16 protein-coding genes are annotated in these 22348 nt (G+C 70.7%); 12 read left to right on the forward strand and 4 right to left on the reverse strand.

Annotated features, from left to right (window positions below):
* Nucleotides 1–238: 238 nt before the first annotated feature.
* The 7 genes from ACFZDE_RS25005 (at nt 239) to ACFZDE_RS25035 (ending at nt 11386) form a co-directional block, all read left to right on the forward strand.
* Nucleotides 239–1609, forward strand: coding sequence for an extracellular solute-binding protein (locus tag ACFZDE_RS25005; protein WP_391203188.1), 1371 nt, complete (start codon nt 239–241; stop codon nt 1607–1609).
* Nucleotides 1606–2601 carry an ABC transporter permease subunit gene (locus tag ACFZDE_RS25010; RefSeq protein WP_391203191.1) on the forward strand — a complete coding sequence of 332 codons (996 nt, stop codon included), beginning with the start codon at nt 1606–1608 and terminating at the stop codon, nt 2599–2601. The genes ACFZDE_RS25005 and ACFZDE_RS25010 overlap by 4 nt, the downstream gene beginning before the upstream one ends.
* Entirely contained in the window at nt 2598–3461 is an 864-nt protein-coding gene (locus tag ACFZDE_RS25015; protein WP_391203194.1) for an ABC transporter permease subunit, read from the forward strand. The genes ACFZDE_RS25010 and ACFZDE_RS25015 overlap by 4 nt, the downstream gene beginning before the upstream one ends.
* 33 nt (nt 3462–3494) lie before the next feature.
* Nucleotides 3495–5018 carry a glycosyl hydrolase family 28 protein gene (locus ACFZDE_RS25020; RefSeq protein WP_391203197.1) on the forward strand — a complete coding sequence of 508 codons (1524 nt, stop codon included), beginning with the start codon at nt 3495–3497 and terminating at the stop codon, nt 5016–5018.
* Nucleotides 5015–8365 carry an alginate lyase family protein gene (locus tag ACFZDE_RS25025; protein WP_391203200.1) on the forward strand — a complete coding sequence of 1117 codons (3351 nt, stop codon included), beginning with the start codon at nt 5015–5017 and terminating at the stop codon, nt 8363–8365. The genes ACFZDE_RS25020 and ACFZDE_RS25025 overlap by 4 nt, the downstream gene beginning before the upstream one ends.
* Before the next feature lie 26 nt (nt 8366–8391).
* Nucleotides 8392–9645, forward strand: coding sequence for an alginate lyase family protein (locus ACFZDE_RS25030; protein ID WP_391203203.1), 1254 nt, complete (start codon nt 8392–8394; stop codon nt 9643–9645).
* A gap of 127 nt (nt 9646–9772) precedes the next feature.
* Complete coding sequence (locus tag ACFZDE_RS25035; RefSeq protein WP_391203206.1) at nt 9773–11386, forward strand: carboxylesterase family protein; 1614 nt, start codon at nt 9773–9775, stop codon at nt 11384–11386.
* Nucleotides 11387–11464: 78 nt separating this feature from the next.
* Here ACFZDE_RS25035 and ACFZDE_RS25040 read toward each other — a convergent pair whose 3' ends face one another.
* Nucleotides 11465–12529, reverse strand: coding sequence for a substrate-binding domain-containing protein (locus ACFZDE_RS25040; protein ID WP_391203209.1), 1065 nt, complete (start codon nt 12527–12529; stop codon nt 11465–11467).
* A gap of 185 nt (nt 12530–12714) precedes the next feature.
* On the reverse strand, nt 12715–13626 hold the full coding sequence (gene mmuM / locus ACFZDE_RS25045) for a homocysteine S-methyltransferase (protein ID WP_391203212.1): 912 nt from the start codon (nt 13624–13626) through the stop codon (nt 12715–12717).
* 132 nt (nt 13627–13758) lie between these two features.
* Here mmuM and ACFZDE_RS25050 point away from each other — a divergent pair, with 132 nt between their 5' ends.
* The 3 genes from ACFZDE_RS25050 to ACFZDE_RS25060 are packed head-to-tail and all read left to right on the forward strand — an operon-like array spanning nt 13759 to nt 17254.
* A complete protein-coding gene (locus ACFZDE_RS25050) occupies nt 13759–15246 on the forward strand; it encodes an amino acid permease (RefSeq protein WP_391203215.1) in 1488 nt (495 codons plus the stop codon).
* A gap of 9 nt (nt 15247–15255) precedes the next feature.
* A complete protein-coding gene (locus ACFZDE_RS25055; RefSeq protein WP_391203217.1) occupies nt 15256–16374 on the forward strand; it encodes an aminoglycoside phosphotransferase in 1119 nt (372 codons plus the stop codon).
* Between the two features lie 46 nt (nt 16375–16420).
* A complete protein-coding gene (locus ACFZDE_RS25060) occupies nt 16421–17254 on the forward strand; it encodes an MOSC N-terminal beta barrel domain-containing protein (RefSeq protein WP_391203220.1) in 834 nt (277 codons plus the stop codon).
* A 12-nt stretch (nt 17255–17266) separates the two neighbouring features.
* Here the strand turns inward: ACFZDE_RS25060 and ACFZDE_RS25065 are convergent, their stop codons facing one another.
* On the reverse strand, nt 17267–17653 hold the full coding sequence (locus ACFZDE_RS25065; protein ID WP_391203223.1) for a hypothetical protein: 387 nt from the start codon (nt 17651–17653) through the stop codon (nt 17267–17269).
* 311 nt (nt 17654–17964) lie between these two features.
* Here ACFZDE_RS25065 and ACFZDE_RS25070 point away from each other — a divergent pair, with 311 nt between their 5' ends.
* Complete coding sequence (locus tag ACFZDE_RS25070) at nt 17965–19104, forward strand: family 43 glycosylhydrolase (protein WP_391203225.1); 1140 nt, start codon at nt 17965–17967, stop codon at nt 19102–19104.
* Nucleotide 19105: 1 nt separating this feature from the next.
* Entirely contained in the window at nt 19106–20518 is a 1413-nt protein-coding gene (locus ACFZDE_RS25075; RefSeq protein ID WP_391203228.1) for an RICIN domain-containing protein, read from the forward strand.
* Nucleotides 20519–20542: 24 nt separating this feature from the next.
* On the opposite strand, the gene ACFZDE_RS25080 is transcribed toward ACFZDE_RS25075, so the two are convergent.
* Entirely contained in the window at nt 20543–22207 is a 1665-nt protein-coding gene (locus tag ACFZDE_RS25080) for a rhamnogalacturonan lyase B N-terminal domain-containing protein (protein WP_391203231.1), read from the reverse strand.
* Nucleotides 22208–22348 lie beyond the last annotated feature (141 nt).

A 22348-nucleotide genomic window follows, 5' to 3' on the forward strand; every position in this document is an offset into this window, starting at 1 on the left:
GTGGCGGAGGGTCAGTCCCACGCGGGCTGTAAGTGGCGCTACGCAGGGACAAAGCCGCTCACGGCAACCGGTTCCCGACTCGCGTTCTTTTCGAAAATTCGCCCAGGCTCTTGACGTGCCATCCCGGCCGGAAGAAGCTCTGCCCCACGCACAGCAACCGGTTGCTACATGTTTCCCCGGTCGGCGTTCCGACCCGTGGCCGGTATCTCGAACAGCAAGAGCAGGAGGTGGTGCGTTCATGCATCCACGTGCTGGTACTTCCCTGAGCCGTGCTGGTGCTTCCGTGAGCCGCCGCCGATTCCTCGCCCTCTCGGCAGCCGGTGCCGCGACCGGCGCGGCGTCACTGAGCGGCTGCGCGATGCGCGTCTCCAGCGCCGTCAGCGGCGACGGCGAGACCGTCACCCTGATGGCCAAGCCCGACGACATCTCCCCGGAGCTGATCCGGCAGGCCCAGAAAAGCATCGGCGTCAAGATCGTCACGGTGCGCTACGACATCACCAAGCTCATCGGCATGATGACCAACGGCGCCCCGCCCGACCTGGTGCGCGGCATCGGCGCCACGGACGCGCCCTACTTCGCGGCCCGTGACGTGATGGAGAACCTGGACCCGTACTTCGCCCGCAGCACCGTCCTCAGGTCCGACGACCTCGACCCCGTCAACGACCTGTGGCGTTACGACGGCCGCACCCAGGGCAAGGGCCCCCGCTACGGCATGGCCAAGGACTTCTCCCAGGACTCGATGTTCTGGTACAACACCGCCCTCTTCGACCAGGCGGGCGTCGACCACCCGCCGGAGACCGAGCCGGTCACCTTCGAGGAGTGGCTGGACAACGCCGAGCGGCTCACACGGCGCAAGAGGGGCCAGACAACCGTCTTCGGCGGCAGTTACAACGGTGTGTCGACCCCCAACCTGCTGGCGAGCCTCACGGCGGCCGCCGGCGGCAACCTCTTCAGCGACGACTTCTCCCGTATCGACTTCACCACCCCCGAGGCCCGCAAGGCGCTGAACTGGTACATCGCGTACGGCCGTGCCCGGGTCGGTCCCAGCATCGTCCAGCCCGACCCCAACGCCTGGGACGGCCCGACGTACCAGGCGAGCCGGATGGCCATGTCCAACTCGGGCTACTGGCTCGGCGGGCTGATCAACACCGACAAGAAGCTCGCGCCCCTCTCGCGGCTCGCCCCGGCCCCGCTCTTCGCGGGCGGCCGGCGGGTCAGCCCCTGCCAGGCCGGAACCGGTTTCTGGATGCCGAAGAAGGCGAGGAACAAGGACGCCGCCTGGCGGGTCTTCGAGTGGTTCTTCGGCGAGGAGCCGGCCAGGGCCCGGGCCTCCGGCGGCTGGGGCATCCCCACCCTGAAGTCCCTGCGCCCGCTGATGCCGGCCCAGGAGGACTACCAGAAGCGGGTGCTGAAGGTGCAGAACGCCGAGCTGAAGCACTTCTCGGTGATCGCCTACACCCCCTACGCCACGGCGGACTCCCTCTACGCCCTGTTCAACCAGGAGGCGCCGGCCGCGATGAACGGTCACATGTCCGTCGACACCCTGGCGGGCCGTCTGAACTCCGTCATGAACGAACAGCTGAAGCGCGGTAAGGAGCAGGTGGGATGACGGTCGACCAGATACCCGTCACCGGGAGACCCGGCCCGGCCGCGCGCACCGCCCGCACCGCACCGGCCGCACCGCCCCGCGTTTCCATGACCGGCCGCAGGCATCGCGCTTTCTACCTGTTCACCGCGCCCTGGATCATCGGTTTCCTGCTGCTGACCGTCGTGCCGATGATGTACGCGCTCTGGCTGAGCTTCACCACGTACGACGGCATCTCACCGCACTGGCACTATGTCGGCCTCGGCAACTACAGCGAACTGTTCTCCGATCCGCAGACCTGGAAGTCCCTGGGCCGGACGGGCCTGTTCGCGATCACCTCGGTGCCGTTGTCGATCGTCGCGGGCCTCGGGCTGGCCGTCCTGGTCAACCGGCCGATCAAGGCGCGTGGGCTGTTCCGCACCCTGCTCTATCTGCCGGCCGTGGTGCCGCCGGTCGGCGCCGGCCTCACCTTCAAGGCGCTCTTCGACCAGAACTCCGGTGCCGCGAACGGCGCCCTCACCCTCTTCGGCTTCGACGCGCTCGGCTGGCTCGCCGACCCCTACGCCCGCTACGTGCTGCTGATGAGCGTGCTGTGGGCGGCCGGAAACGTCATGATCATCTCGCTGGCCGGGCTCCAGGACGTACCCCGCGAGCTGCACGAGGCCGCCCGGATCGACGGGGCGAGTGCCTGGCGGACCTTCCGCAGCATCACCGTGCCGCTGCTGTCGCCGGTGCTGCTCTTCCAGACCGTCACCGGTGTGATCGCGTCCGTGCAGACCATCATGCCGCTGCTGCTGACCCCGGACGGCACCACCGCCGGCGTCACCGCGCTGCCGCAGTCCAACTACCTCTACATGATGCACGTGTTCTCGCAGTACTTCGCGCTCGGCCGCTACGGCTACGCGTCCGCACTGCTGTGGGTGCTCTTCGTCCTGATCCTCATCGCCACCGGGCTCATCTTCAGATTCACGTCCGGCGTGGTGTTCTACAACGTCGACCCGGAGGCGAAGAAGTGACCGCCGCCAGTGTGACCCCCGATCCCGCGCCCAGGGTGCGGATACGCGTCAGCCGTCTGGTCCTCTACACGGTCCTCGTCGCAGTCACCGGCCTGTTCATCGGCCCCTTCGGCTGGCTGGTCCTCAGTGGCCTGAAGACCCCGGCGGAACTCGCCGCCTCCCCCGTGCACTGGCTGCCCACCCACGTCCAGTGGCACAACTTCGCGGACGCCTTCAACCTGATCGACTTCCTCGGTTACGCCCGCAACTCCCTGGTCATCGCTCTCATCTACGCCACCCTGGTCACCCTCAGCTCCGCCTGGGTCGGCTTCGGCTTCGCCCGGCTGGAGGCCCCGGGAAAGAAGGTGCTGTTCGGCATCCTCATCGGTTCGATGATGCTGCCGCAGATGATCACGCTGCTGCCGACCTATCTGATCTTCGCCAAGCTCGGCATGGTCGACACGTACTGGCCCTGGGTGCTGTGGGGTCTGGCCGCCGCTCCCTATCTCGTCTTCCTCTTCCGCCAGTTCTTCGCCGGACTGCCCCGGGAGCTGGAGGAGGCCGCGATCGTCGACGGATGCGGTTACGGCTCGATTTTCTGGCGAATTTTCCTGCCCCAGTCCTGGCCGGTGCTGTCCGCGAGTTTCGTGATCGCCTTCACCTGGTCCTGGGGCGACTACATCGCCCCACAGCTGCTGCTCTCCACCGAGCGGTCCACCCTCGCGGTGGCGGTCATGTCCACCTACGTCACCTCCGCGGGCACCCCCGTGGGCAATCTCCAGGCCGCCGCCTCCGTGATGTACGTCGTGCCGATCCTGCTGATCTTCCTGATCGCGCAGCGCGGCTTCGTCGCCGGCATGTCCACGACCGGACTGAAGTAACGCCTCTCATTGAACCTTTGCAAGGAGTCACCCATGAACACGCCTCTGTCACGCCGAACCACCCTCCAGGCCGCCGGTGTCATCGCTGCCGCCGGCCTGGCCGGCAGCATCGCGGGCACCGCACAGGCCGCCACAGCGGAGGAGAACGGCACCACCGGCGACAGCGTGGTCATCCACCCGCCCCTGCCGAAAGTGCCTGTCAACAACACCTTCACCGTCAAGGTCCGGCCGGTCGGAGGCACCTGGCAGAAGGTCGGCGTCTACCTCGCCAAGCTCGCGCTGATCGACGAGAACACCGGCGGCAACCGGGCCCAGAACTCCTCCTGGGCCGCCTTCGACTTCTCCGGCACCGTCGAGGTCGAGGTCACGTACAACCCGGGCGGCGGTGAGAAGGTCCGCATCCGCCCGGACTCGTACGGCATCAAGCCCGAGGTGCTGGGCAGCACCGCGCGCTTCACCCTGGACCGGCCCCGCAACCTCGTCGTCCAGATCGACGACAAGATCTTCGACTGCCTGCACCTGCTGGCTAACCCGATCGAGCGGGACGTGCCCGCCGAGGGCGACAAGAAGGTCATGTACTTCGGGCCCGGTCTGCACACCACCCCCGACGGGCTGCTGAAGGTGCCCAGCGCCACCACCGTCTACCTGGCCCCCGGCGCCGTCCTCACCTCCCAGGTGATTCTCGAGAACGTGGAGAACTCCCGGCTGATCGGCCGCGGCGTGCTCTACAACTCCGCCGGCGGCGCGCTCCTCATCCACAAGGCGGAGAACGTCACGGTCGACGGCATCACGATCCTCAACCCCCGTTACGAGAATGTGCGGGTCGCCGAGTGCCAGAACCTCAAAATCAAGAACCTGCGCGCCTTCAGCCACCAGGGCTGGGGTGACGGCATCCAGCTCTACTGCTCCGAGAACGTCACGATCGACGGCTGCTTCCTGCGCACCTCCGACGACTCCATCGCCCTCTACACCCACCGCTGGGACTTCGTCGGCGACACCCGGAACATCACCGTCAAGAACTGCTCCCTCTGGGCCGACGTCGCCCACCCGATCAACATCGGCGTGCACGGCAACTCCGACAAGCCCGAGATGCTGGAGAACCTGCGCTACGAGAACATCGACATCCTCGACCACCGCGAGCCGCAGGTGACCTACCAGGGCGCCATCGCCTTCATGGTCGGCGACAGCAACCTCGTCCGGGACGTGAGGTTCGACGACATCCGCGTGGAGGACTTCCGCTGGGGCCAGCTCATCCACATGCGGGTCGAGTTCAACCCGAAGTACAACACCTCGGCCGGCCGCGGCATCGAGAACGTTTACATCAAGGACCTCAGCTACAACGGCAAGAACGCCGACCTCTCGGTGCTCCTGGGTCTCTCCGAAGACCGTGCCATCAAGGACGTCACCTTCGAGAACCTCACCGTCAACGGCAGGGTGATTCGCGACAGCGGCGGCAAGCCCGGCTGGTACCTGGCCTCGGACGGCGTGCCCATGCTCGTCAACGAGCATGTGACAGGCCTCAAGTTCCTCACCACCGCCGAGGCGGCCGCGTCATGAGCACCAGCCCCCTGAGACCGATCGCTGCGAGCCGCCGGAGCTTCCTCGGCGGCACGGCGGCCCTGCTGCTGGTGGCGGGGGCGAGCGGACTGCTCGCGCCCGGCACCGCCCGGGCCGCCGGCCACCAGCCCGGTCGTCCTCGGTTCACACACCCCGGTCTGCTGCACAGCGCCGACGACCTGGCCCGGATGAAGGCCGCGGTCGCCGCGAAGGAATCCCCGGTCCACGACGGCTTCCTCGCCTTCGCCGCCCACGCGCGCTCCAAGGCGAACTACGCCGTCCAGAACACCGGCCAGATCACCTCCTGGGGCCGCGGCCCCACCAACTTCCAGAACCAGGCCGTCGCCGACTCGGCCGCCGCCTACCAGACCGCCCTGATGTGGTGCGTCACCGGCGAGCGCGCCTACGCCGACAAGTCCCGGGACATCCTCAACGCCTGGTCGGCGTCCCTCACCGCCATCACCGGAGCGGACGGGCCGCTCGGCGCCGGACTCCAGGCCTTCAAGTTCGTCAACGCGGCCGAGTTGCTCCAGTACACCGGTTACGACGGCTGGGCGAAGGAGGACATCGAGCGCTGTAAGGAATCGTTCCTGCGCGTCTGGTATCCCGCCATCTCCGGCTACATGCTCTACGCCAACGGCAACTGGGACCTGACCTCCGTCCAGTCGATCCTCGCGATCGGCGTGTTCTGCGAGGAGCCCACCCTCTTCGAGGACGCCCTGCGTTTCGCCGCCGCCGGGGCCGGCAACGGCAGCGTCGGGCACCGCATCGTCACCGGCGCCGGCCAGGGCCAGGAGTCCGGCCGCGACCAGGGCCACGAGCAGCTGGCCGTCGGCCTGCTCGCCGACGCCGCGCAGGTCGCCTGGAACCAGGGCGTCGACCTGTACGCCTTCGACGACAACCGGCTGCTGAAGAACGCCGAGTACGCCGCCCGTTACAACCTCGGCGGCGACGTGCCCTTCGTCACCGACCTCGACCGCACGGGCAAGTACGTCAAGACGACCGTGTCGGCCGTCGGGCGCGGCAATCTGCCGCCGATCTACGAGATGCTGTACGCGCACTACGCCGGAGTGCGGGGCCTGGACACCCCGTACACCAAGGCGGCCGTCTTCCGGGGCACGGGCGGCGCCCGCGTCATCGAGGGCAGCAACGACGACCTGCCCAGCTGGGGCACCCTCACGTTCGCCGGTACGAAGGCCCCGTCCCCGGCCGAGCCCACGGCTCCGGCCGGTGTCACGGCGGTCGGCGGCGACAAGTCAGTCACCGTGGGCTGGCTGCCCTCGGCGTGGGCCGAGTCGTACACGGTCCTGCGGGCGACCGGCCCCGACGGACCGTACGAGAAGATCGCGACCGGTCTCGCCGAACCGGCGTACACCGACCGCCACGCCCGCCCGGGCAGACCCTCCTACTACCGGGTCACAGCCACCAACGCCCAGGGCACCAGCGCCGAATCCCCCTGGACGGCGGCCGTCCCCAAGCTGCCCGACCCCTGGGAGACCCGGGACGTCGGGGACGTGAAGATCCCCGGCTCGGCGCTCTTCGACGGCGAGCGGTTCGTGCTGGAGGCCTCCGGCACCGCCGACACCCACCGGCTGGCCTACCTGCCCCTGCGCGGCGACGGCACGATCACCGCGCGGGTCGTGTTTCCGCTCAGCTCCCAGTACTCCAGGATCGGCGTCACCGTGACCGCCGGCCTGACCGCGGACGCGGCGCACGCCGCCATGCTGATCCAGGGCCTTCCGCTGCACACCTGGAGCGGCGTGTGGAGCGTACGGCCGAAGACGGGAGCCGCCGTCAAGGGCACCGGCAGCACACCCGTGCCGCCGTCCCAGCAGCAGACCATCACCACCGGCGCCGCCTTCCCCATCTCCTCGCTCGGCGCGCTGCCCGAGTCGGCGACCCCGCTCGAAGCCCCGTACGTCGAGGGGGCGGGCGACGGCTACCGGTTGCGCATGCCGTACTGGGTCCGGGTGACCCGCCGCGGCCGTCGCTGCACCGGCGCCATCTCACCCGACGGCATCCGCTGGACCGAAGTCGGCAGCAGCGACATCCGGCTGGGGAGCACGGCCTACGTCGGCCTCACCCTCAGCTCCTGCCTGGGCGTCGACCAGGACTACGCCGAGACCGGCACCGGCGCCTTCGACAACGTCCACGTGGTCTCCCGGACCGCCGGGGAGGTCTGGTCCGTGCCCCGCCCGGCCACGGCCGCCGGCGACCTGCGGGCCACAGCGGGCGCCGACGCGGTCGAGCTGACCTGGACCGACCCGGACCTGTCGGCCCGCTACCAGGTGCTGCGCGCCGCGACGGCCGACGGCCCGTTCGAGACCGTCGCCACCGGCATCGGCGCGGTCGGCTTCGGCACCCTCGTCCGGTACGCCGACGCCACCGGAACCCCGGGCACGACGTACCACTACGCCGTGGCCAAGACCAACCGCGCCGGACGCGGCCCCCTGTCGAAGACCGCGGCGGCGGCGATGCCGACACCGTCCAAGCCGCAACTCACCTCAGGCACCACGGCGTTCGCCACCAAGGGCGAGCCCTTCGAGCTCGTCCTGCGCGCCTCGCACGAACCGGTCCGGTTCACCGCGGACGGGCTGCCCGACGGCCTGCGCGTCGACCGGCGCACCGGCCTGATTACCGGAACACCCACGGAAACCGGTGAGTTCAAGGTCACCACCACCGCGGGCAACGCCACCGGAGCCGACACCGGCACGCTCACCCTCACGGTCGGCACCGCGCCGCCCGCGCCCTGGACCCATGGCGACCTGGGCGACGTCATCCTCGACGACCGCGCCTACGGCACCCTCGGCGTGGTCGCCGTCCGCACCCCCGGCAGCACCGCCCACGAGGACGGGACCTTCGTGGTGCGGGGCGCCGGGACCGACCTCACCGTCAACAACCAAGGAATGACAGGCCAGTTCGTACGACGGCCCGTCAGCGGCGACTGCGAGGTCACCGCGCGTCTGCTCTCCCGCGCCGGAGCCACCGGCGACCGGGTCGGCCTGCTCATGGCCAAGTCCCTGTCGCCGTTCGACCAGGCGGCCGGGGCGATCGTCACCGGCGGCACGAGCGCCCAGCTGATGCTGCGCCCGACCGTCGCCGGAAAGTCCACGTTCACGGGCGGCGCGGCCGTCACCGCGCCGTGCCTGCTGCGGCTGAAGCGCACCGGGACGCACTTCACCGCATCCGCCTCGACCGACGACGGCGCCACCTTCACCCCCCTCGCCGAGGGAGACATCCCCGGCTTTGGTGACGCCCCCTACTACGTGGGCCTCGTGGTCTGCTCCCGCGACCCCCAGGCCCGCTGCACCACCGAGTTCGACGAGGTGAGCATCACCCCCATGTAGTCCTCCAATGATGGGAGACCCCACCCATGAGCCGCACGTCCCCCCACATCCACCACGAGGGCGGCCAGGTGAGCCGCCGCGGTCTGCTCAAGGCCGGCGGCGGCCTCACCGCGGCCCTCGCCCTCGGCGCCACGGCCACGGCCACCGCCACCACCGCCGGTGCCGCACCGGCCACCTTCACCCACCCCGGCATGCTGCACAGCTGGGGTGACATCAACCGTGCCAAGGTCAGGGTCGCCGCGGGCGACGACCCCTGGCTGTCCGGCTGGAACCGACTGACCGCCAACTCACACGCACAGTCCACCTGGACACCCCGCCCCACCGCCACGATCATCCGCGGCGGCACCGGCCAGAACTACCCGCAGCTCTACAACGACATCCACGCCGCCTACCAGAACGCGCTGCGCTGGCACGTGGGCGGCACCGCCGCCCACGCCGACTGCGCCGTGCGCATCCTCAACGCCTGGTCGTCCACGCTCACCGAGGTCACCGGCAACGCCGACCGGTACCTGGCCGCCGGCCTCTACGGCTGGCAGTTCGCGAACGTCGCCGAGCTGATGCGCGGATACGCCGGGTTCGACCTGGGCCGGTTCAAGACGATGATGCTCAACGTCTTCTACCCGCTCAACGACCGGTTCCTGCGCGAGCACAACGACGCCTGCGTCACCAACTACTGGGCCAACTGGGACCTGTGCAACATGGCCTCGATCATGGCCATCGGGATCCTGTGCGACGACGGCGCCAAGTACGACCAGGCCGTCAACTACTTCAAGAACGGCGGCGGCAACGGCCAGATCCAGCGCGCCGTGCCGTTCCTGTACCCGGGCGTCGAGGGCTACGACCTCGGCCAGTGGCAGGAGTCCGGCCGCGACCAGGGCCACACCATCATGGGCATGGGCCAGATGGGCGCGCTCTGCGAGATGGCCTGGAACCAGGGCGACGACCTCTACTCGTACGACGGGCGGCGCTTCATGAAGGCCGCCCAGTACGTCGCCAAGTACAACCTGAACATGAACGTGCCGTTCACCACCTACACCTGGGGCAGCGGCCAGAACTGCTCCCAGCAGTCGCACACCGTGATCGACTCCGAGTCCCGCGGCCAAATGCGCCCGGTGTGGGCGATGCTCCACTACCACTACGGGCGCCGGCTGCTCCTCGACGACAAGTACATCTCCCAGATGTGCCTCTCCGTCGCCCCCGAGGGTGGAGGAGGTGACTACGGCACCACCAGCGGCGGATTCGACCAGCTCGGCTTCGGCACGCTGATGTACGCCAAGTAACCGCGTACGCAGTGTGACCGCTTCCCTCGAACAGCCCCCTCACCCGCTCGTGCGCCGGAATACCGGGCCACAATGAGTTGCTCTGATCTTCACGGTGCACGAGCGCGGTGAGGAGGCTGGTGAACGCATGACGGCAGACCGGGCAGACCAGGCAGACCCCGTGGTGAGCACGCCCCATGGCGCCCTCCGGGGCCGGTACGAGCGCGGAGTCGCGGTCTTCCGCGGCATCCCGTACGCCGCCCCGCCCTTCGGCCCCCGCCGGTTCCGTCCGCCCGTACCCCTGCCGCCCTGGGACGGTGTCCGCGACGCCGGCGCCTTCGGCCCGACCGCGCCGAAACCGCCGTACTCCGACGCCTTCGCCCACTACCTGTCCGACCCGGTCGTGCCCGGTGACGACTGCCTCAACCTCAACGTCTGGACCCCGCACCCCGGCCCCGGAGCCCGTCTGCCCGTCCTCGTCTGGCTCCACGGCGGCGCCCTGACGAGGGGATCCTCGGCCGTACCCGTGTACGACGGGCACGCCTTCGCCCGCGACGGCGTTGTCTGTGTATCGATCAACTACCGGCTGGGTGTCGAGGGCTACGGACTGTTCCCGGACACGCCCCCGAACCCCGGCCTGCGCGACCAGACAGCCGCTCTGACCTGGATCCACGAGTCGATCGAGGCCTTCGGCGGCGACCCCGGCCGCATCACCCTCTTCGGCCAGTCCGCCGGGGCGATCAGCGTCGGCGCCCTCATCGCCGCGCCGCAGACCCAGGGGCTGGTCCGCCGGGCCGTGCTGCAGAGCGGGCCGCCCGAGGTGTCCGAGCGGGCCAAGGTTCGGCGCATGGTCCGCCGGATGGCCTCCCGGCTGAAGATCCCCGCCACCGCCGAGGCCTTCGCCGCAGTCGACCGCGACCTGCTGCTGCGCACCCAGGCCGAGGTGGGCAAGCTGAGCAGCCCGGTGGTCGGCGGTCCCGCGTTCGGCCTGGTCACCGACGGCGACATTGTCCCCCGCGACCCGATGGAGGCCCTCACGGACGGCGGCGCGGCCCCCGGCGTCGAACTGCTGATGGGCTGGACCCGCGACGAGTACCGGCTCTGGCTGGTGCCGGGCGGGCTCCTGGAGCGCGTGGACCGCCTCGGAGCCGTCGCCCTCGCGGGCGCCATGGCCCGCTGCCACTGCGGCAGCGAGGTCCCGCGCGGCTACCGCGCACTGCACCCCGAGGCCGGCACCGCCGAGATCGTCGGACAGCTCGTCACCGACCACCTGCTGCGCATCCCCCTGCACCACCTGGCCGACGCCCGCACCGAACCGTCGTACGTCTACGAGTTCGCCTGGCCCTCGAACCTGCCCGGCCTCGGCTCCTGCCACGCGCTGGAACTGGGCTTCGTCTTCGACACCGGGGACGCCCCCGAGTCCCGGAAACTGGCGGGGGAGGGCGCGCCGCAGGAACTGGCGGACGCCCTGCACACGGCCTGGGTGCGGTTCGCCACGGACGGCGACCCGGGCTGGGAACGCTGGAACGACACCCACCCGGTACGGGTGTTCGGAGACCGCGCGCCGGACGCCGAGGACGGCATCGCCTACACCGCCCACGGCCCCCGGGACCGCGAACTCGCCCTCTGGAAGGCCGACGCCCTCACACCCGCCGAGCCCGCGCCCACCGTGATCCCGGCCGACGTCTCGCCCAACCGCAGCGCCGAACTGCGGTCGGCCGTACGGCGCCTGCGCCGCACCGGCGCCCTGCGACGCCACTGAGGGGATCACCTCCGGCGCACCAGCACGGCGCACCAGCACGGCGCACACCGCGCGCCTGCCGCCGCCCAGGCCGTACGGCTAGCGCGGCCCGGGCGGTGGCGGGCCCACCGAGTCCCGCACCACCACGTGCGTGCCCAGCAGCAGGTGTTCGCCCGGGGCGCCCGGGGTGCGCTCCAGGGCCGTGCGGACGGCGAGACGGCCCAGTTCCTCGTAGGGGACGTGGACGGTCGTCAGGGCGGGGTGCAGGTCGCGGGCGAACGGGATGTCGTCGTAGCCGGCGAGGGAGACGTCGCCGGGCACCGCCAGGCCCGCCTCGTGCAGCGCCGTGAGAGCGCCCGCCGCGACCATGTCCGTGGCCGCCACGACCGCGCTGAAATCCAGGCCGTCCTCGATCGCCCGCCGCATCAGCCGGTGCCCGGCGTCCCGGGTGAAGTCGCCGTGCAGGACGAGGGACGGGTCGGGGGTCAGGCCCCGGGCCCGGTGCGCGGCGAAGTAACCGCGTTCACGGCCCAGGGCCGTGGTGTGGTCCGCCCGGCCACCGAGGTACAGCACCCGGCGGTGGCCCTGCGCGAGCACGTGCGCGGCCAGGGTGTGGGCGCCGCCCTCGTTGTCGTACTCGATGACCGTCACCGGGGCGCCCGGGTCCAGCGGCGGCCGGCCGCACAGGACCAGGCGGGAACCGGCGGAGGCCAGCGAGTCGGCCATGCGGTGGGTGCGTTCGCGGTACTCGGGGGTGTCGGCCGTACCGCCGACCAGGATCACCGCGGCGGCCCGCTGCGCCCGCATCATCTCGACGAACTCCAGCTCGTGGCCGACGTCGCCCTCCGTGCTGCACACCAGGCAGAGATGGCCGAGCCGGGTCGCCTCGCGCTCCACCCCGTGGGCCATGAGCGCGAACGACGGTCCGGTGATGTCCTCCAGGACGAAGGCCAGGGTGGGCGTGCCGGCCCCGGCGATCGCCTTCGCCCGGGCGTCGGCCACGTAGTCCAGGTCGCGGACCGCCCGCAGCACGCTCCCGCGGGTCGCCGCGCTCACCGGATACACCCCGCCCAGCACCCTGGAGACCGTCGACGCGGAAACCCCCGCACGCGCCGCCACGTCCCGGATCGTGCTGCGGCCCCCGTCGCCGCTCTTCCTCGTCATGCCCGCCTCGTCTCTCCGGGCGCCGGTCCGCGCCCACCCCCACGGGAACAGCGGCAACACCGTAGAAACCGGTTCCCGTGACGGAGGCTAGCAGCGGAGAGGAGAGCGCAGGAGGGTCTCTACACCCACGGGCCGGAACCACGGGCGGGAACCACGAACGGGAACAGGGCGGCCCGCTCCCGGAGTCATGCCGCTCCCAGCGCCTTCGCGATGCCCGCGACACCGTCCGGTCCCACCCGGCAGCAGCCGCCGATCAGCCGGGCCCCCGCCTGCTGCCAGGCCGTGACCTGGTCCGTGGTGAAGGTGGAGCGGCCGGCCCAGGCGCGCGCCTCGGCGTCCCAGGTCTCGCCGCTGTTGGGGTAGACGACGACCGGCTTGCCGGTGACCCGCGCGGCCGTCGCCGTCGCGGCCTCCACGTCCTGCGGCGCACAGCAGTTGACCCCGACCGCGATCACCTCGTCCGCCTCCGCGGCCAGGGCGAAGGCCTCCTCCAGTGGCTGCCCGGCGCGGGTGCGGCCACCGGCGACGGAGTACGTCAGCCAGGCGGGCACGCCGAGCCCGCGCACCGCCCGCAGCAGGGCCGCGGCCTCGTCGGCGTCCGGGACCGTCTCCAGCGCCAGTACGTCGGGCCGGGCCGCGGCCAGCACCTCGAGGCGCGGCCGGTGGAAACGTTCCAGCTCGTCGACGCTCAGCCCGTAGCGCCCCCGGTACTCGGAGCCGTCCGCGAGCATCGCGCCGTACGGACCGGCCGACGCCGCCACCCACAACGGCCGCGGGACGCTGGCCCGCCGGGCCGCCTCCCGGGCCGACTGCACGCTCAGCGCCATGAGTTCGGCCGCCCGGTCACGGCTGATCCCGCGCTTGCCGAACCCCTCGAAGGTGGCCTGGTAGCTGGCGGTGATCGCCACGTCCGCCCCCGCCCGGAAGTAGGCCAGGTGCGCCTCGGTCACCGCCTCCGGCTGTTCGGCGAGCAACCGCGCCGACCACAGCTCGTCGCTCAGGTCGTGCCCGGCCGATTCGAGCTGGTTGGACATGCCGCCGTCGAGGACGACCGTCCCGGCGGCGAGGGCTTCGGCGAGGGTGAGGGTGCTGGTCATGCCGACGACGGTAGTCGAGAACCGGTGGCGGACCCCAGTCGAGTGTGTCCAGTGCATGAACAGATCGACCACCATGTGGGACAGCGGGTTACGATCACGGCCCTCCCCTCCGCCCGTACAGGAACACCGCCCATGACCGTCCCCCGCCCCGCCGGGCCCGCCGAACCCACCGGACCCGGACCCACCGGATCCGAACCCACCGGCCCCGACTCCTCCGAGCCGGCCCCGGCCCCCGCCACCGACGCGGCACCGGCCACCGACAAGGCCATCGCCCCCGCCACCGACAAGGCCGTCGCCCCGGCCCCCCGCCGCACCTTCGGGCTCGCCGCCGCCACGGCCCTCGTCATGGGCAACATCATCGGCGGCGGCATCTTCGCCCTGCCCGCCACCGTCGCCCCCTACGGCACGATCAGCCTGCTCGCCTTCCTCGTGCTCTCGGTCGGCGCCGTCCTGCTCGCGCTGCTCTTCGGCAGGCTCGCCCGGCGCAGCCCCGTCACCGGCGGTCTGTACGTCTATCCGAGGGACGCGTTCGGCGAGTTCGCCGGGTTCCTGTCGGCCTGGTCGTACTGGACGATGTGCTGGGTCAGCATCGCCGCCCTGGCCGTCGCGGTGGTCGGCTACGTCGACGTCCTGATACCCCTGCACGGCAACCACGTCCTTCAGGCCCTCGTCGCGATGGCCGCCCTCTGGCTGCCCGCCGCGGCGAACTTCGCGGGCACGCGCTGGGTCGGCGCGGTGCAGGTCGTCTCCACGATCCTGAAGTTCGTCCCGCTGCTCCTGCTCGCGACGATCGGCCTGTTCTTCGTCGACGCCGACAACTTCGGCCCGTTCAACGCCTCGGGCCAGAGCGTCTCCGGCGCGCTCGCCGCCTCCGCCGCGCTGCTGCTGTACAGCTTCCTCGGCGTCGAGTCGGCCGCGGTCAGCGCGGGCGAGGTCCGCGACCCCGAGCGCACGGTCGGCCGGGCGAGCGTCCTCGGCACCCTGGCCTCCGCGCTCGTCTACGTCCTCGGCACGATCGCCGTCTTCGGGCTGGTCCCGCACGACCGGCTCGTCGACTCGGGCGCCCCCTTCGCCGACGCCGTGAACGCGATCACCGGCGGCGGCTGGGGCGGCACCGCCATCGCCCTCGTCGCGGTCGCCTCGATCACCGGCTGCCTCAACGGCTGGATCCTCATGGCCGCCCAGATGCCGTACGCCGCCGCCCGCGACGGGCTCTTCCCCGCGCCCTTCGCCCGGCTCGGCAAGGGCGGCGTCCCCGGCTTCGGGGTGTGGGCCTGCGCGGTCCTCGGCAGTGTCCTCATCGCCCTCAACTACACGGCGGGGCCGGACACCACCTTCCGCGTCCTCGTCCTGATCACCACGTTCACCGGCTGTGTGCCGTACCTGCTGTCGGCGGCGGCCCAGCTGTACTGGCTGGCCCGCGGCACCCGCGCCCGGGTCCGTCCGGCGGGACTCGCCCGGGACCTGACGGTCGCGGTCCTCTCCTTCGCCTTCTCGTTCTGGCTGATCGCGGGCGCCGGGTACGCGGCCGTCTACCAGGGCGTGCTGTTCCTGTTCGCCGGAATCCCGGTCTACGTGTGGCTGCGGGGACGCAAGGACACGGCGGAGGCGGCGGCATAGCATCGGGGGATGCCCGACGTCGCCGCAGCACAAGCCGAAGTACGTGAAGTCCTGCGAGTCCCCGCGGACAGGGCGGTGTTCGAGCCGCTCACCCACAATCCGCTGAACGGCGTCACGGCCGGGGTGTGGCGGGTCACCGGCGGCGACCGCTCGGCCGTCCTGAAGGTCCTGACCCGGACCAAGGAGACCTTCGTCGGCTGGTCGGCGTCCAACGATCCGCGCCACTGGAACTTCTGGCGCCGCGAGGCCTACGTCTACCGGTCCGGCCTCGCCCAGGTCTGGCAGCGGCACGGCATCCGCGCACCCCGGCTGCTGGAGTGCGCCGAACGCCCCGACGGGGACGTCGCGTTGTGGCTGGAGGACGTGCCGGGCCCGCCGGCGACGTCCTGGCCCCTGGCCCGCCATGTCGACCACGCCCACCGCCTGGGCATGGCGCAGGGCGCCGTGGGCGCGGGGGAGGACACCCCGTGGCTCTCGCAGCGCTTCCTGCGGGACTACACGGCGGGGAAGACGACGGGCGAGGCCCTGCTCGACTCCGACGAGGCGTGGCGACACCCCCTGGTCCGGCGGCACTTCCCGCCCGGCCTGCGCGAGGACATGGTCCGTCTCCACCACGACCGCGAGTGGTTCCTCACGGTCATGGAATCGCTGCCCCGCGCCCTCTGCCACCTCGACCAGTGGCCGGCGAACCTCCGCGCGGACGGCCCCGGCGCCGGCGTCCTGCTCGACTGGGCGTTCACCGGCGACGGCGCCCTCGGCGAGGACCTCGGCAACTACGTCCCGGACTGCGTCTTCGACCTCTTCGTGCCCGCCGCCGACCTGCCGGGCCTGGCCAAGGCGGCCTACGACGCCTACGTGCAGGGCCTGCGCGTGAGCGGCTGGCGTGGCGACGAAGCCCTCGTACGACTGGGCGTGTGCGCCTCCGCGGTCAAGTACGACTGGCTCACGGCGCTGATGCTGGCCCGGGCGGACGAGGAGCCCTTGGCCTACGGCGGCGAGGGCACCGTCCCGGCCGAACCGCGCTACCGGGAAAGGGGCCTGGCCCTGGCATTCCTGGCCGAATGGGCGGCCGAGGCACGGCAGCTGGCGCCTCGGCTCGGCTTCCCCGAAGCCCCCTCCGGCCGCTGAACCGCGGGGCCCCCACCCCTGCACCGCCGTACGGAAACGGAAGGTCATGGCCCGAGCCCGAGTCGTCGAGTTGTCGTACTACCCGGTCAAGGGCTGCGCCGGTACGTCGGTGCGCGAGGCCCTGCTGACCCCGGCGGGACTGGCGCACGACCGCAGCTTCATGGTCGTCAGCGATCAGGGCGTGTACCGGACGCAGCGCCGGGATCCGCTGCTGGCCGTCATCCGCCCCCTCATCACCCCCGACGGCGAGCACCTCACGCTCACCGCGCCCGAGGCCGAGCCCCTCCACCTCAAGGTGGACACCTCCGCGGACCGGCAGAAGGTGGACCTGTTCGGAACCGCTTACCAGGGCATCGACCAGGGCGACGAGGCGGCGCACTGGCTCTCGGACCGGCTCGGGGTACCGAGCCGGCTGGTGCGCACCCCGCCGGAACACGACCGGGTGACCGACGGACTGACCCCCGGGACCTCCGGCTATGCCGACAGCTGCGCCCTGCACGTCCTCTCCCGTTCCACCCTCGACCTCCTCGACGCCAGGATGACGGCCCGGGGCGCACAGCCCCTTCCCGTCGACCGCTTCCGCCCCAACCTCGTCGTCGACGGCTGGGACGAGCCCCACACGGAGGACCGCGCGCACCGGCTGCGCATCGGCACCACGGAACTGGGCTACGCCAAGCTCGCCATCCGCTGCGCGGTCACCCTGGTCGACCAGCACGCCGGCACCCGGGCGGGCCCCGAGCCCCTGCGCACCCTCGCCGGCTACCGCCGCGCCACCCGGGGCGGCATCGCCTTCGGCACGAAGTACGCGGTGCTGCGGCCCGGCACGATGGCGGTGGGGGACGAGGTGGAGGTCACGGTCTGGGGCGAGTCGGAGCTGTGAGGACCGGCCGGGTCACCGCCGCGCACGGCCCGCGTGCCGCCCACCCCGCCGCTCACCTCGTGGCCCGCTTCGGCCCTCCCCGGTGGCCACCGGTACCGCGAGGCTGACGACCAGGGCGGAGCACAAGGCGTAGGGCCACCAGCCGAAGCCGGGTCGCCGCGCGGCGCCGGCGACGGTGCCGTCGCCGGTCCTGCGGGGGGTGGTGACGTCGCTGTCCCCGGTGCGGACGAGCGGCCCCTCGCCGCGTACCGCGAGCGTGCTGACGTCGCGGAACGCGCTCGCGGTGTACGCCGGAGTCCGGGGCGCCACGGTCGTCGTCACCGGGGGAGGGGCGACGAGCGACACGATCGCCGTGAGGAATCCCGCGGCCGCTGCTGTGGTGTGGGTCAGGCTGCGCACAGGACTGGAGACGGCTCATGTCCGGGTCGATAACGGAAACTTGGAGCGCCCGCTGTTTCCGTTTCCGAGACGAAGACGAGCGCATTCGCCGCCGAGCCCGGCCCCTTTGACCACCGAGACCGACGCGTTCGCCATCGAGACCGGCGCGTTCACCACCGAACCCAGCGGGTTCGTCCCGTCAGACCCGTTGACCTCCACGTGTCACCCCCTTACCTTTTCGGCGTTCGTAATGACAGATGGTGTTCGAGATATCAGACGCTGCATTCGATGATGACGCCGTGTGTCCCCCAGTGAGAGGCAGGCCCCACCGCATGAGCCGCGACCGCGACCACGCTCTGCCCGAACCCCCCAGCCGCAGAATGCTGATGAAGGGCGCCGCAGCCGCCGGCGCTTTCGCCGCCGTCCCCGGCGTCGCCGAGGCGGCACCCCGGGCAGAAACCGCTCCCGCAACAACCGCTGCCGGAACGCCCGCCGGAACGCCCGCCGGACGTCCGAAGGCGGCCCCCTTCGTGAACCCCCTGGTCCGCAACCGTGCCGACCCGCACATCAACCGGCACAAGGACGGTTTCTACTACTTCACCGCCACCGCCCCCGAGTACGACCGCATCATCCTGCGCCGCTCCCGCACCCTGCGCGGCCTCGGCGCTGCGGACGAGTCCGTCATCTGGCGCGCCCACGCCACCGGCCCCATGGGGGCCCACATCTGGGCGCCCGAACTGCACCGCATCGGCGGCAAGTGGTACATCTACTTCGCCTCCGCTCCCGCCGAGGACGTCTGGGCGATCCGCATATGGGTGCTGGAGAACGCCAACCCCAACCCCTTCAAGGGCACCTGGGTGGAGAAGGGCCAGGTCAAGACGGCGTGGGAAACCTTCTCCCTCGACGCCACCACCTTCACCCACCGGGGCAAGCGCTACCTCGCCTGGGCCCAGCACGAGCCCGGACTGGACAACAACACCGGCATCTTCCTCTCGGAGATGGCCGATCCGTGGACCCTCAAGGGCCCGCAGGTGCGGCTCTCCACCCCCGAGTACGACTGGGAGTGCATCGGCTTCAAGGTCAACGAGGGCCCGTACGTCCTCAAGCGCAACGGCCGCCTCTTCATGACGTACTCGGCCAGCGCCACCGACTTCAACTACTGCGTGGGTCTGCTGACCGCCGACGCCGACAGCCCTCTCCTGGATCCCCTGAGCTGGACCAAGTCGCCGACACCGGTGTTCACCAGCAACGACACGACCAAACAGTACGGTCCCGGCCACAACTGCTTCACCGTCTCCGAGGACGGCCGCACCGACGTCCTCGTCTACCACGCCCGGCAGTACAAGCACATCAACGGCGACCCGCTGAACGACCCCAACCGCCACACCCGCGTCCAGAAACTCGGCTGGAAGCCCGACGGCACCCCCGACTTCGGCATCCCCGTCGCCGACACGCAGGCGGCGGGTGAATGACATGAGACGTGTGCACGCCGTCCTTCTCGCCCTGTGCCTCGGACTGTTCGGCGCCCTCGCCACCGCAGGTCCCGCCCAGGCCGCACCCCAGAAGATCACCAACGGCACCCAGTTCACGGACACCTCCGGCAACCCCGTCCACGCGCACGGCGGTGGAGTCCTGAAGGTCGGCTCCTACTACTACTGGTTCGGCGAGCACCGCAACGCCGACAACACCTTCCGGTACGTCGACGCCTACCGCTCGACCGACCTGAAGAACTGGGAGTTCCGCAACCACGTCCTCACCGAGGCCAGTGACCCGGAGCTCGCGACCGCCAACATCGAGCGGCCCAAGGTCATGTACAACGCCGCCACCGGCACGTTCGTCATGTGGATGCACAAGGAGAACGGCACCGACTACAGCGAGGCCCGCGCCGCCGTCGCCGTCTCCGACACCGTCGACGGCGACTACACCTGGAAGGGCAGCTTCCGGCCGCTCGGCCAGCACATGTCCCGTGACATCACGGTCTTCACCGACACGGACGGCGCCGGCTACATGATCTCCGCCGCCCGCGAGAACTACGACCTCCAGATCTACCGCCTCACCGCCGACTACACCGGCATCGCGAGCCTGGTCGCCAACCCCTGGCCCGGCGGACACCGCGAGGCCCCGGCGCTGTTCAAGCGGAACGGCGTGTACTTCATGCTGACCTCCGGCGCCACCGGCTGGAACCCCAACCAGCAGCAGTACGCCACCGCCACCAGCCTCTCCGGCCCCTGGTCGGCCATGAAGAACATCGGCGACTCGACGACGTACGGCTCGCAGACCGCGTTCGTCCTGCCCGTGCAGGGCACCTCGGGCACGTCGTACCTCTACCTGGGCGACCGCTGGGGCAACTCCTTCGGCGGGACGGTCAACGACTCCCGGTACGTGTGGGCGCCGCTGACCTTCTCCAACGCGACCACCATGTCCATGTCCTGGTCACCCGAGGTCACGATCGACACGGCCGCCGGGACCGTCACCGGTACCGCCGCCACCTACAACACGCTGATCGCCCGCCACTCCGCCAAGTGCGCCGACGTCACGAGCCAGTCGCTCTGGGCGGGCGCCCAGATCAAGCAGTACGACTGCAACGGCGGCGGAAACCAGAAGTACTGGTTCAAGTCCGTCGGAAGCGGTTACTACCAGCTGATGGTCAGGAACAGCAGCCTGTGCGTGCAGGAGAACGCGAGCACGGTCACACAGGAGAACTGCGCCTCCTCCGCGACGAACCAGCAGTGGTCGCTGACCACCACCGGTTCGTACGTGAACGTCAGGTCCCGCGCGAGCGGCGAGTGCCTCGACGTGAACGGCGCGTCCACCGCCAACGGCGCCGCGCTCATCACGTACACCTGCAACGCGGGCACCAACCAGCAGTGGACGCGCGGAACATGACCGCCCGGCCGGTCCGCCGGACGCTCAGGCCAGCAGGTCGATCGCGTCGACGGCCGTCCCCGCGCTGAGGAACCCGCTCGCCCCCGACCCGCTCACCACGTCGATCCTGAGCACGTTGTACTGACTCGTGTCCGTCTTCCAGGCGGACGCGGGGACGTTGTACGTGAACGTGTGGTTGTTGCCCCGGTAGGAACCGTTGGTCAGCGACCGGGTGTTCGGCTGGGTGGGCGGGACGGGGACGGCCGAGGTCCAGGTGTCGTTGACGGTGATCTGAGGGCGGCCGTTGGCGTACGCCGTCGTCACCCCGATGCGCAGGGTGTGCGCGGCGGCCGCCTGGGCCGCCGTCAGCTTGAAGTACACCAGGATCCCGCTGTTGACGTCCTTCCAGAGGTAGCAGGGGAAGGCCGCCGTCTCGCCGTTGCCGACGACCACGTTCCCGGTCCAGGACGCGGCCCGTGTGTCGGACGGATGCGCGTACGTCATCAGGTCCGCGTTCTTGAATCCGGCCGGCGTGCCGTTCCAGTCGCCGATCCGCCAGATCGCGTTCGCCTGGGACGGGTCGTTGGAGGAGGGGATCGCGATCGTGTTCAGGGTCGTCGTGCCGCCCGCCGACGCGCTCACCGACGTGGTGTACACCGCGAGTTCGCCCTTGTACACGGTCAGCGTGTACGTCCCCGGCAGCACACCGGAAACGGAGAAGAAACCGTCCGAGGAACGCGCCCGAGCCCAGTACTGCGCCGACGCGTTGGCGAGCCCGACGGTGTACGGGTACGCCGTGTTCCGCCCGGAGATCCCGACACCCGCGACCTTGCCCCGCCCGCTCGCCGGCACGTACCCCGCGATGCCGAGCGAGTCTGCCCAGGGCGTCGTCAGTGTGCCCGGGGACAACGCCGAGGAGGGCGCCCCGCCGTCGGTGAAGGCGATCACGTACGGCCCCTGGAGACCGAAGCGCTGCGCCTCGGTCTGGTTCTGGCCGTAGTGCAGGATCTCGTACAGACCCCCGCCGTCCGCGCTCTGGTGGCGCAGCAGGGAGCGGTAGAAGGGGCCGCCGGCGGCCTTCTCGTGGTTGCTGCGCACCATCCACAGGCCGACACCGCCGGCGGACCAGCCGATGTGGTCGTAGTCCATGACGCGCAGCCGGGAGTAGTGCTTGGAGCGGGTCTGGCCGTCGGACTTCCGGAAGACGTCCGAGGCCTCGATGGCGGTGGGCGCGTAGGTGTAGGAGTCGGGCTCGTCGTTGAGGAAGGCGCCCTTCTTCACGCGCACGATGTACCGGCTCGCGGCGACGGAGGTGTCGGCCTTGTTCGTCCACAGGTAGATGTTGTTCTCGCCGCTGCGGGCCGCGTAGTAGTGCCTGAGGGTGCCGTGCGTGACGGAGATCAGGATCGTCGTGCCGGACTGCTTGATGCTCACGGTGGAGGAGCCGAGGCCGGACTCGATGTGCGAGTTCATGCCGCCGTAGCCCTGGTACTCGGTGCCCCGGTAGACCAGGGAGGTCAGGTCGCCGGTGGACTTGGAGACCTTGAGGACGAGTTGGGCGCCGGTGTCGACGACGTAGTTCGCGCCGTCGTCGCTCCAGCCGAAACCGGCGGCGTGCGCGGGGCGGGCGAGGGCCGCGCCGACGGCACCGGCCGTGGCGGCGAGGACGACGGTACGACGGCCGACCGGTCTGTTCGTGGCTCCGGGCATGGGGGTGCCTCCTGCGAGAGGTGGGGGGGGAGTGCGGTGGGAGCGAGAGTGACAGTTGAATCGATTTCGCGAAAGGGCTTTCACTCAAGCCGGTCCGTAGATCTGGTGAATGCTGCTCGAGGTCTAGAAAGCGCTTGTCCG

This window comes from Streptomyces sp. NPDC007929 (genome assembly GCF_042959065.1).
In the GTDB taxonomy this organism is placed as follows: domain Bacteria; phylum Actinomycetota; class Actinomycetes; order Streptomycetales; family Streptomycetaceae; genus Streptomyces.

What these genes read in the sequence shown, in the direction of transcription:
- ACFZDE_RS25020 (WP_391203197.1), top strand. Translation starts at nt 3,495, where the DNA reads ATGAACACGCCTCTGTCACGCCGAACCACCCTCCAGGCCGCCGGTGTC.
- ACFZDE_RS25060 (WP_391203220.1), top strand. Translation starts at nt 16,421, where the DNA reads ATGGCCCGAGCCCGAGTCGTCGAGTTGTCGTACTACCCGGTCAAGGGC.
- ACFZDE_RS25050 (WP_391203215.1), top strand. Translation starts at nt 13,759, where the DNA reads ATGACCGTCCCCCGCCCCGCCGGGCCCGCCGAACCCACCGGACCCGGA.
- ACFZDE_RS25010 (WP_391203191.1), top strand. Translation starts at nt 1,606, where the DNA reads ATGACGGTCGACCAGATACCCGTCACCGGGAGACCCGGCCCGGCCGCG.
- mmuM (WP_391203212.1), bottom strand. Translation starts at nt 13,626, where the DNA reads ATGACCAGCACCCTCACCCTCGCCGAAGCCCTCGCCGCCGGGACGGTC.
- ACFZDE_RS25030 (WP_391203203.1), top strand. Translation starts at nt 8,392, where the DNA reads ATGAGCCGCACGTCCCCCCACATCCACCACGAGGGCGGCCAGGTGAGC.
- ACFZDE_RS25080 (WP_391203231.1), bottom strand. Translation starts at nt 22,207, where the DNA reads ATGCCCGGAGCCACGAACAGACCGGTCGGCCGTCGTACCGTCGTCCTC.
- ACFZDE_RS25025 (WP_391203200.1), top strand. Translation starts at nt 5,015, where the DNA reads ATGAGCACCAGCCCCCTGAGACCGATCGCTGCGAGCCGCCGGAGCTTC.
- ACFZDE_RS25040 (WP_391203209.1), bottom strand. Translation starts at nt 12,529, where the DNA reads ATGACGAGGAAGAGCGGCGACGGGGGCCGCAGCACGATCCGGGACGTG.
- ACFZDE_RS25035 (WP_391203206.1), top strand. Translation starts at nt 9,773, where the DNA reads ATGACGGCAGACCGGGCAGACCAGGCAGACCCCGTGGTGAGCACGCCC.
- ACFZDE_RS25005 (WP_391203188.1), top strand. Translation starts at nt 239, where the DNA reads ATGCATCCACGTGCTGGTACTTCCCTGAGCCGTGCTGGTGCTTCCGTG.
- ACFZDE_RS25055 (WP_391203217.1), top strand. Translation starts at nt 15,256, where the DNA reads ATGCCCGACGTCGCCGCAGCACAAGCCGAAGTACGTGAAGTCCTGCGA.
- ACFZDE_RS25075 (WP_391203228.1), top strand. Translation starts at nt 19,106, where the DNA reads ATGAGACGTGTGCACGCCGTCCTTCTCGCCCTGTGCCTCGGACTGTTC.
- ACFZDE_RS25070 (WP_391203225.1), top strand. Translation starts at nt 17,965, where the DNA reads ATGAGCCGCGACCGCGACCACGCTCTGCCCGAACCCCCCAGCCGCAGA.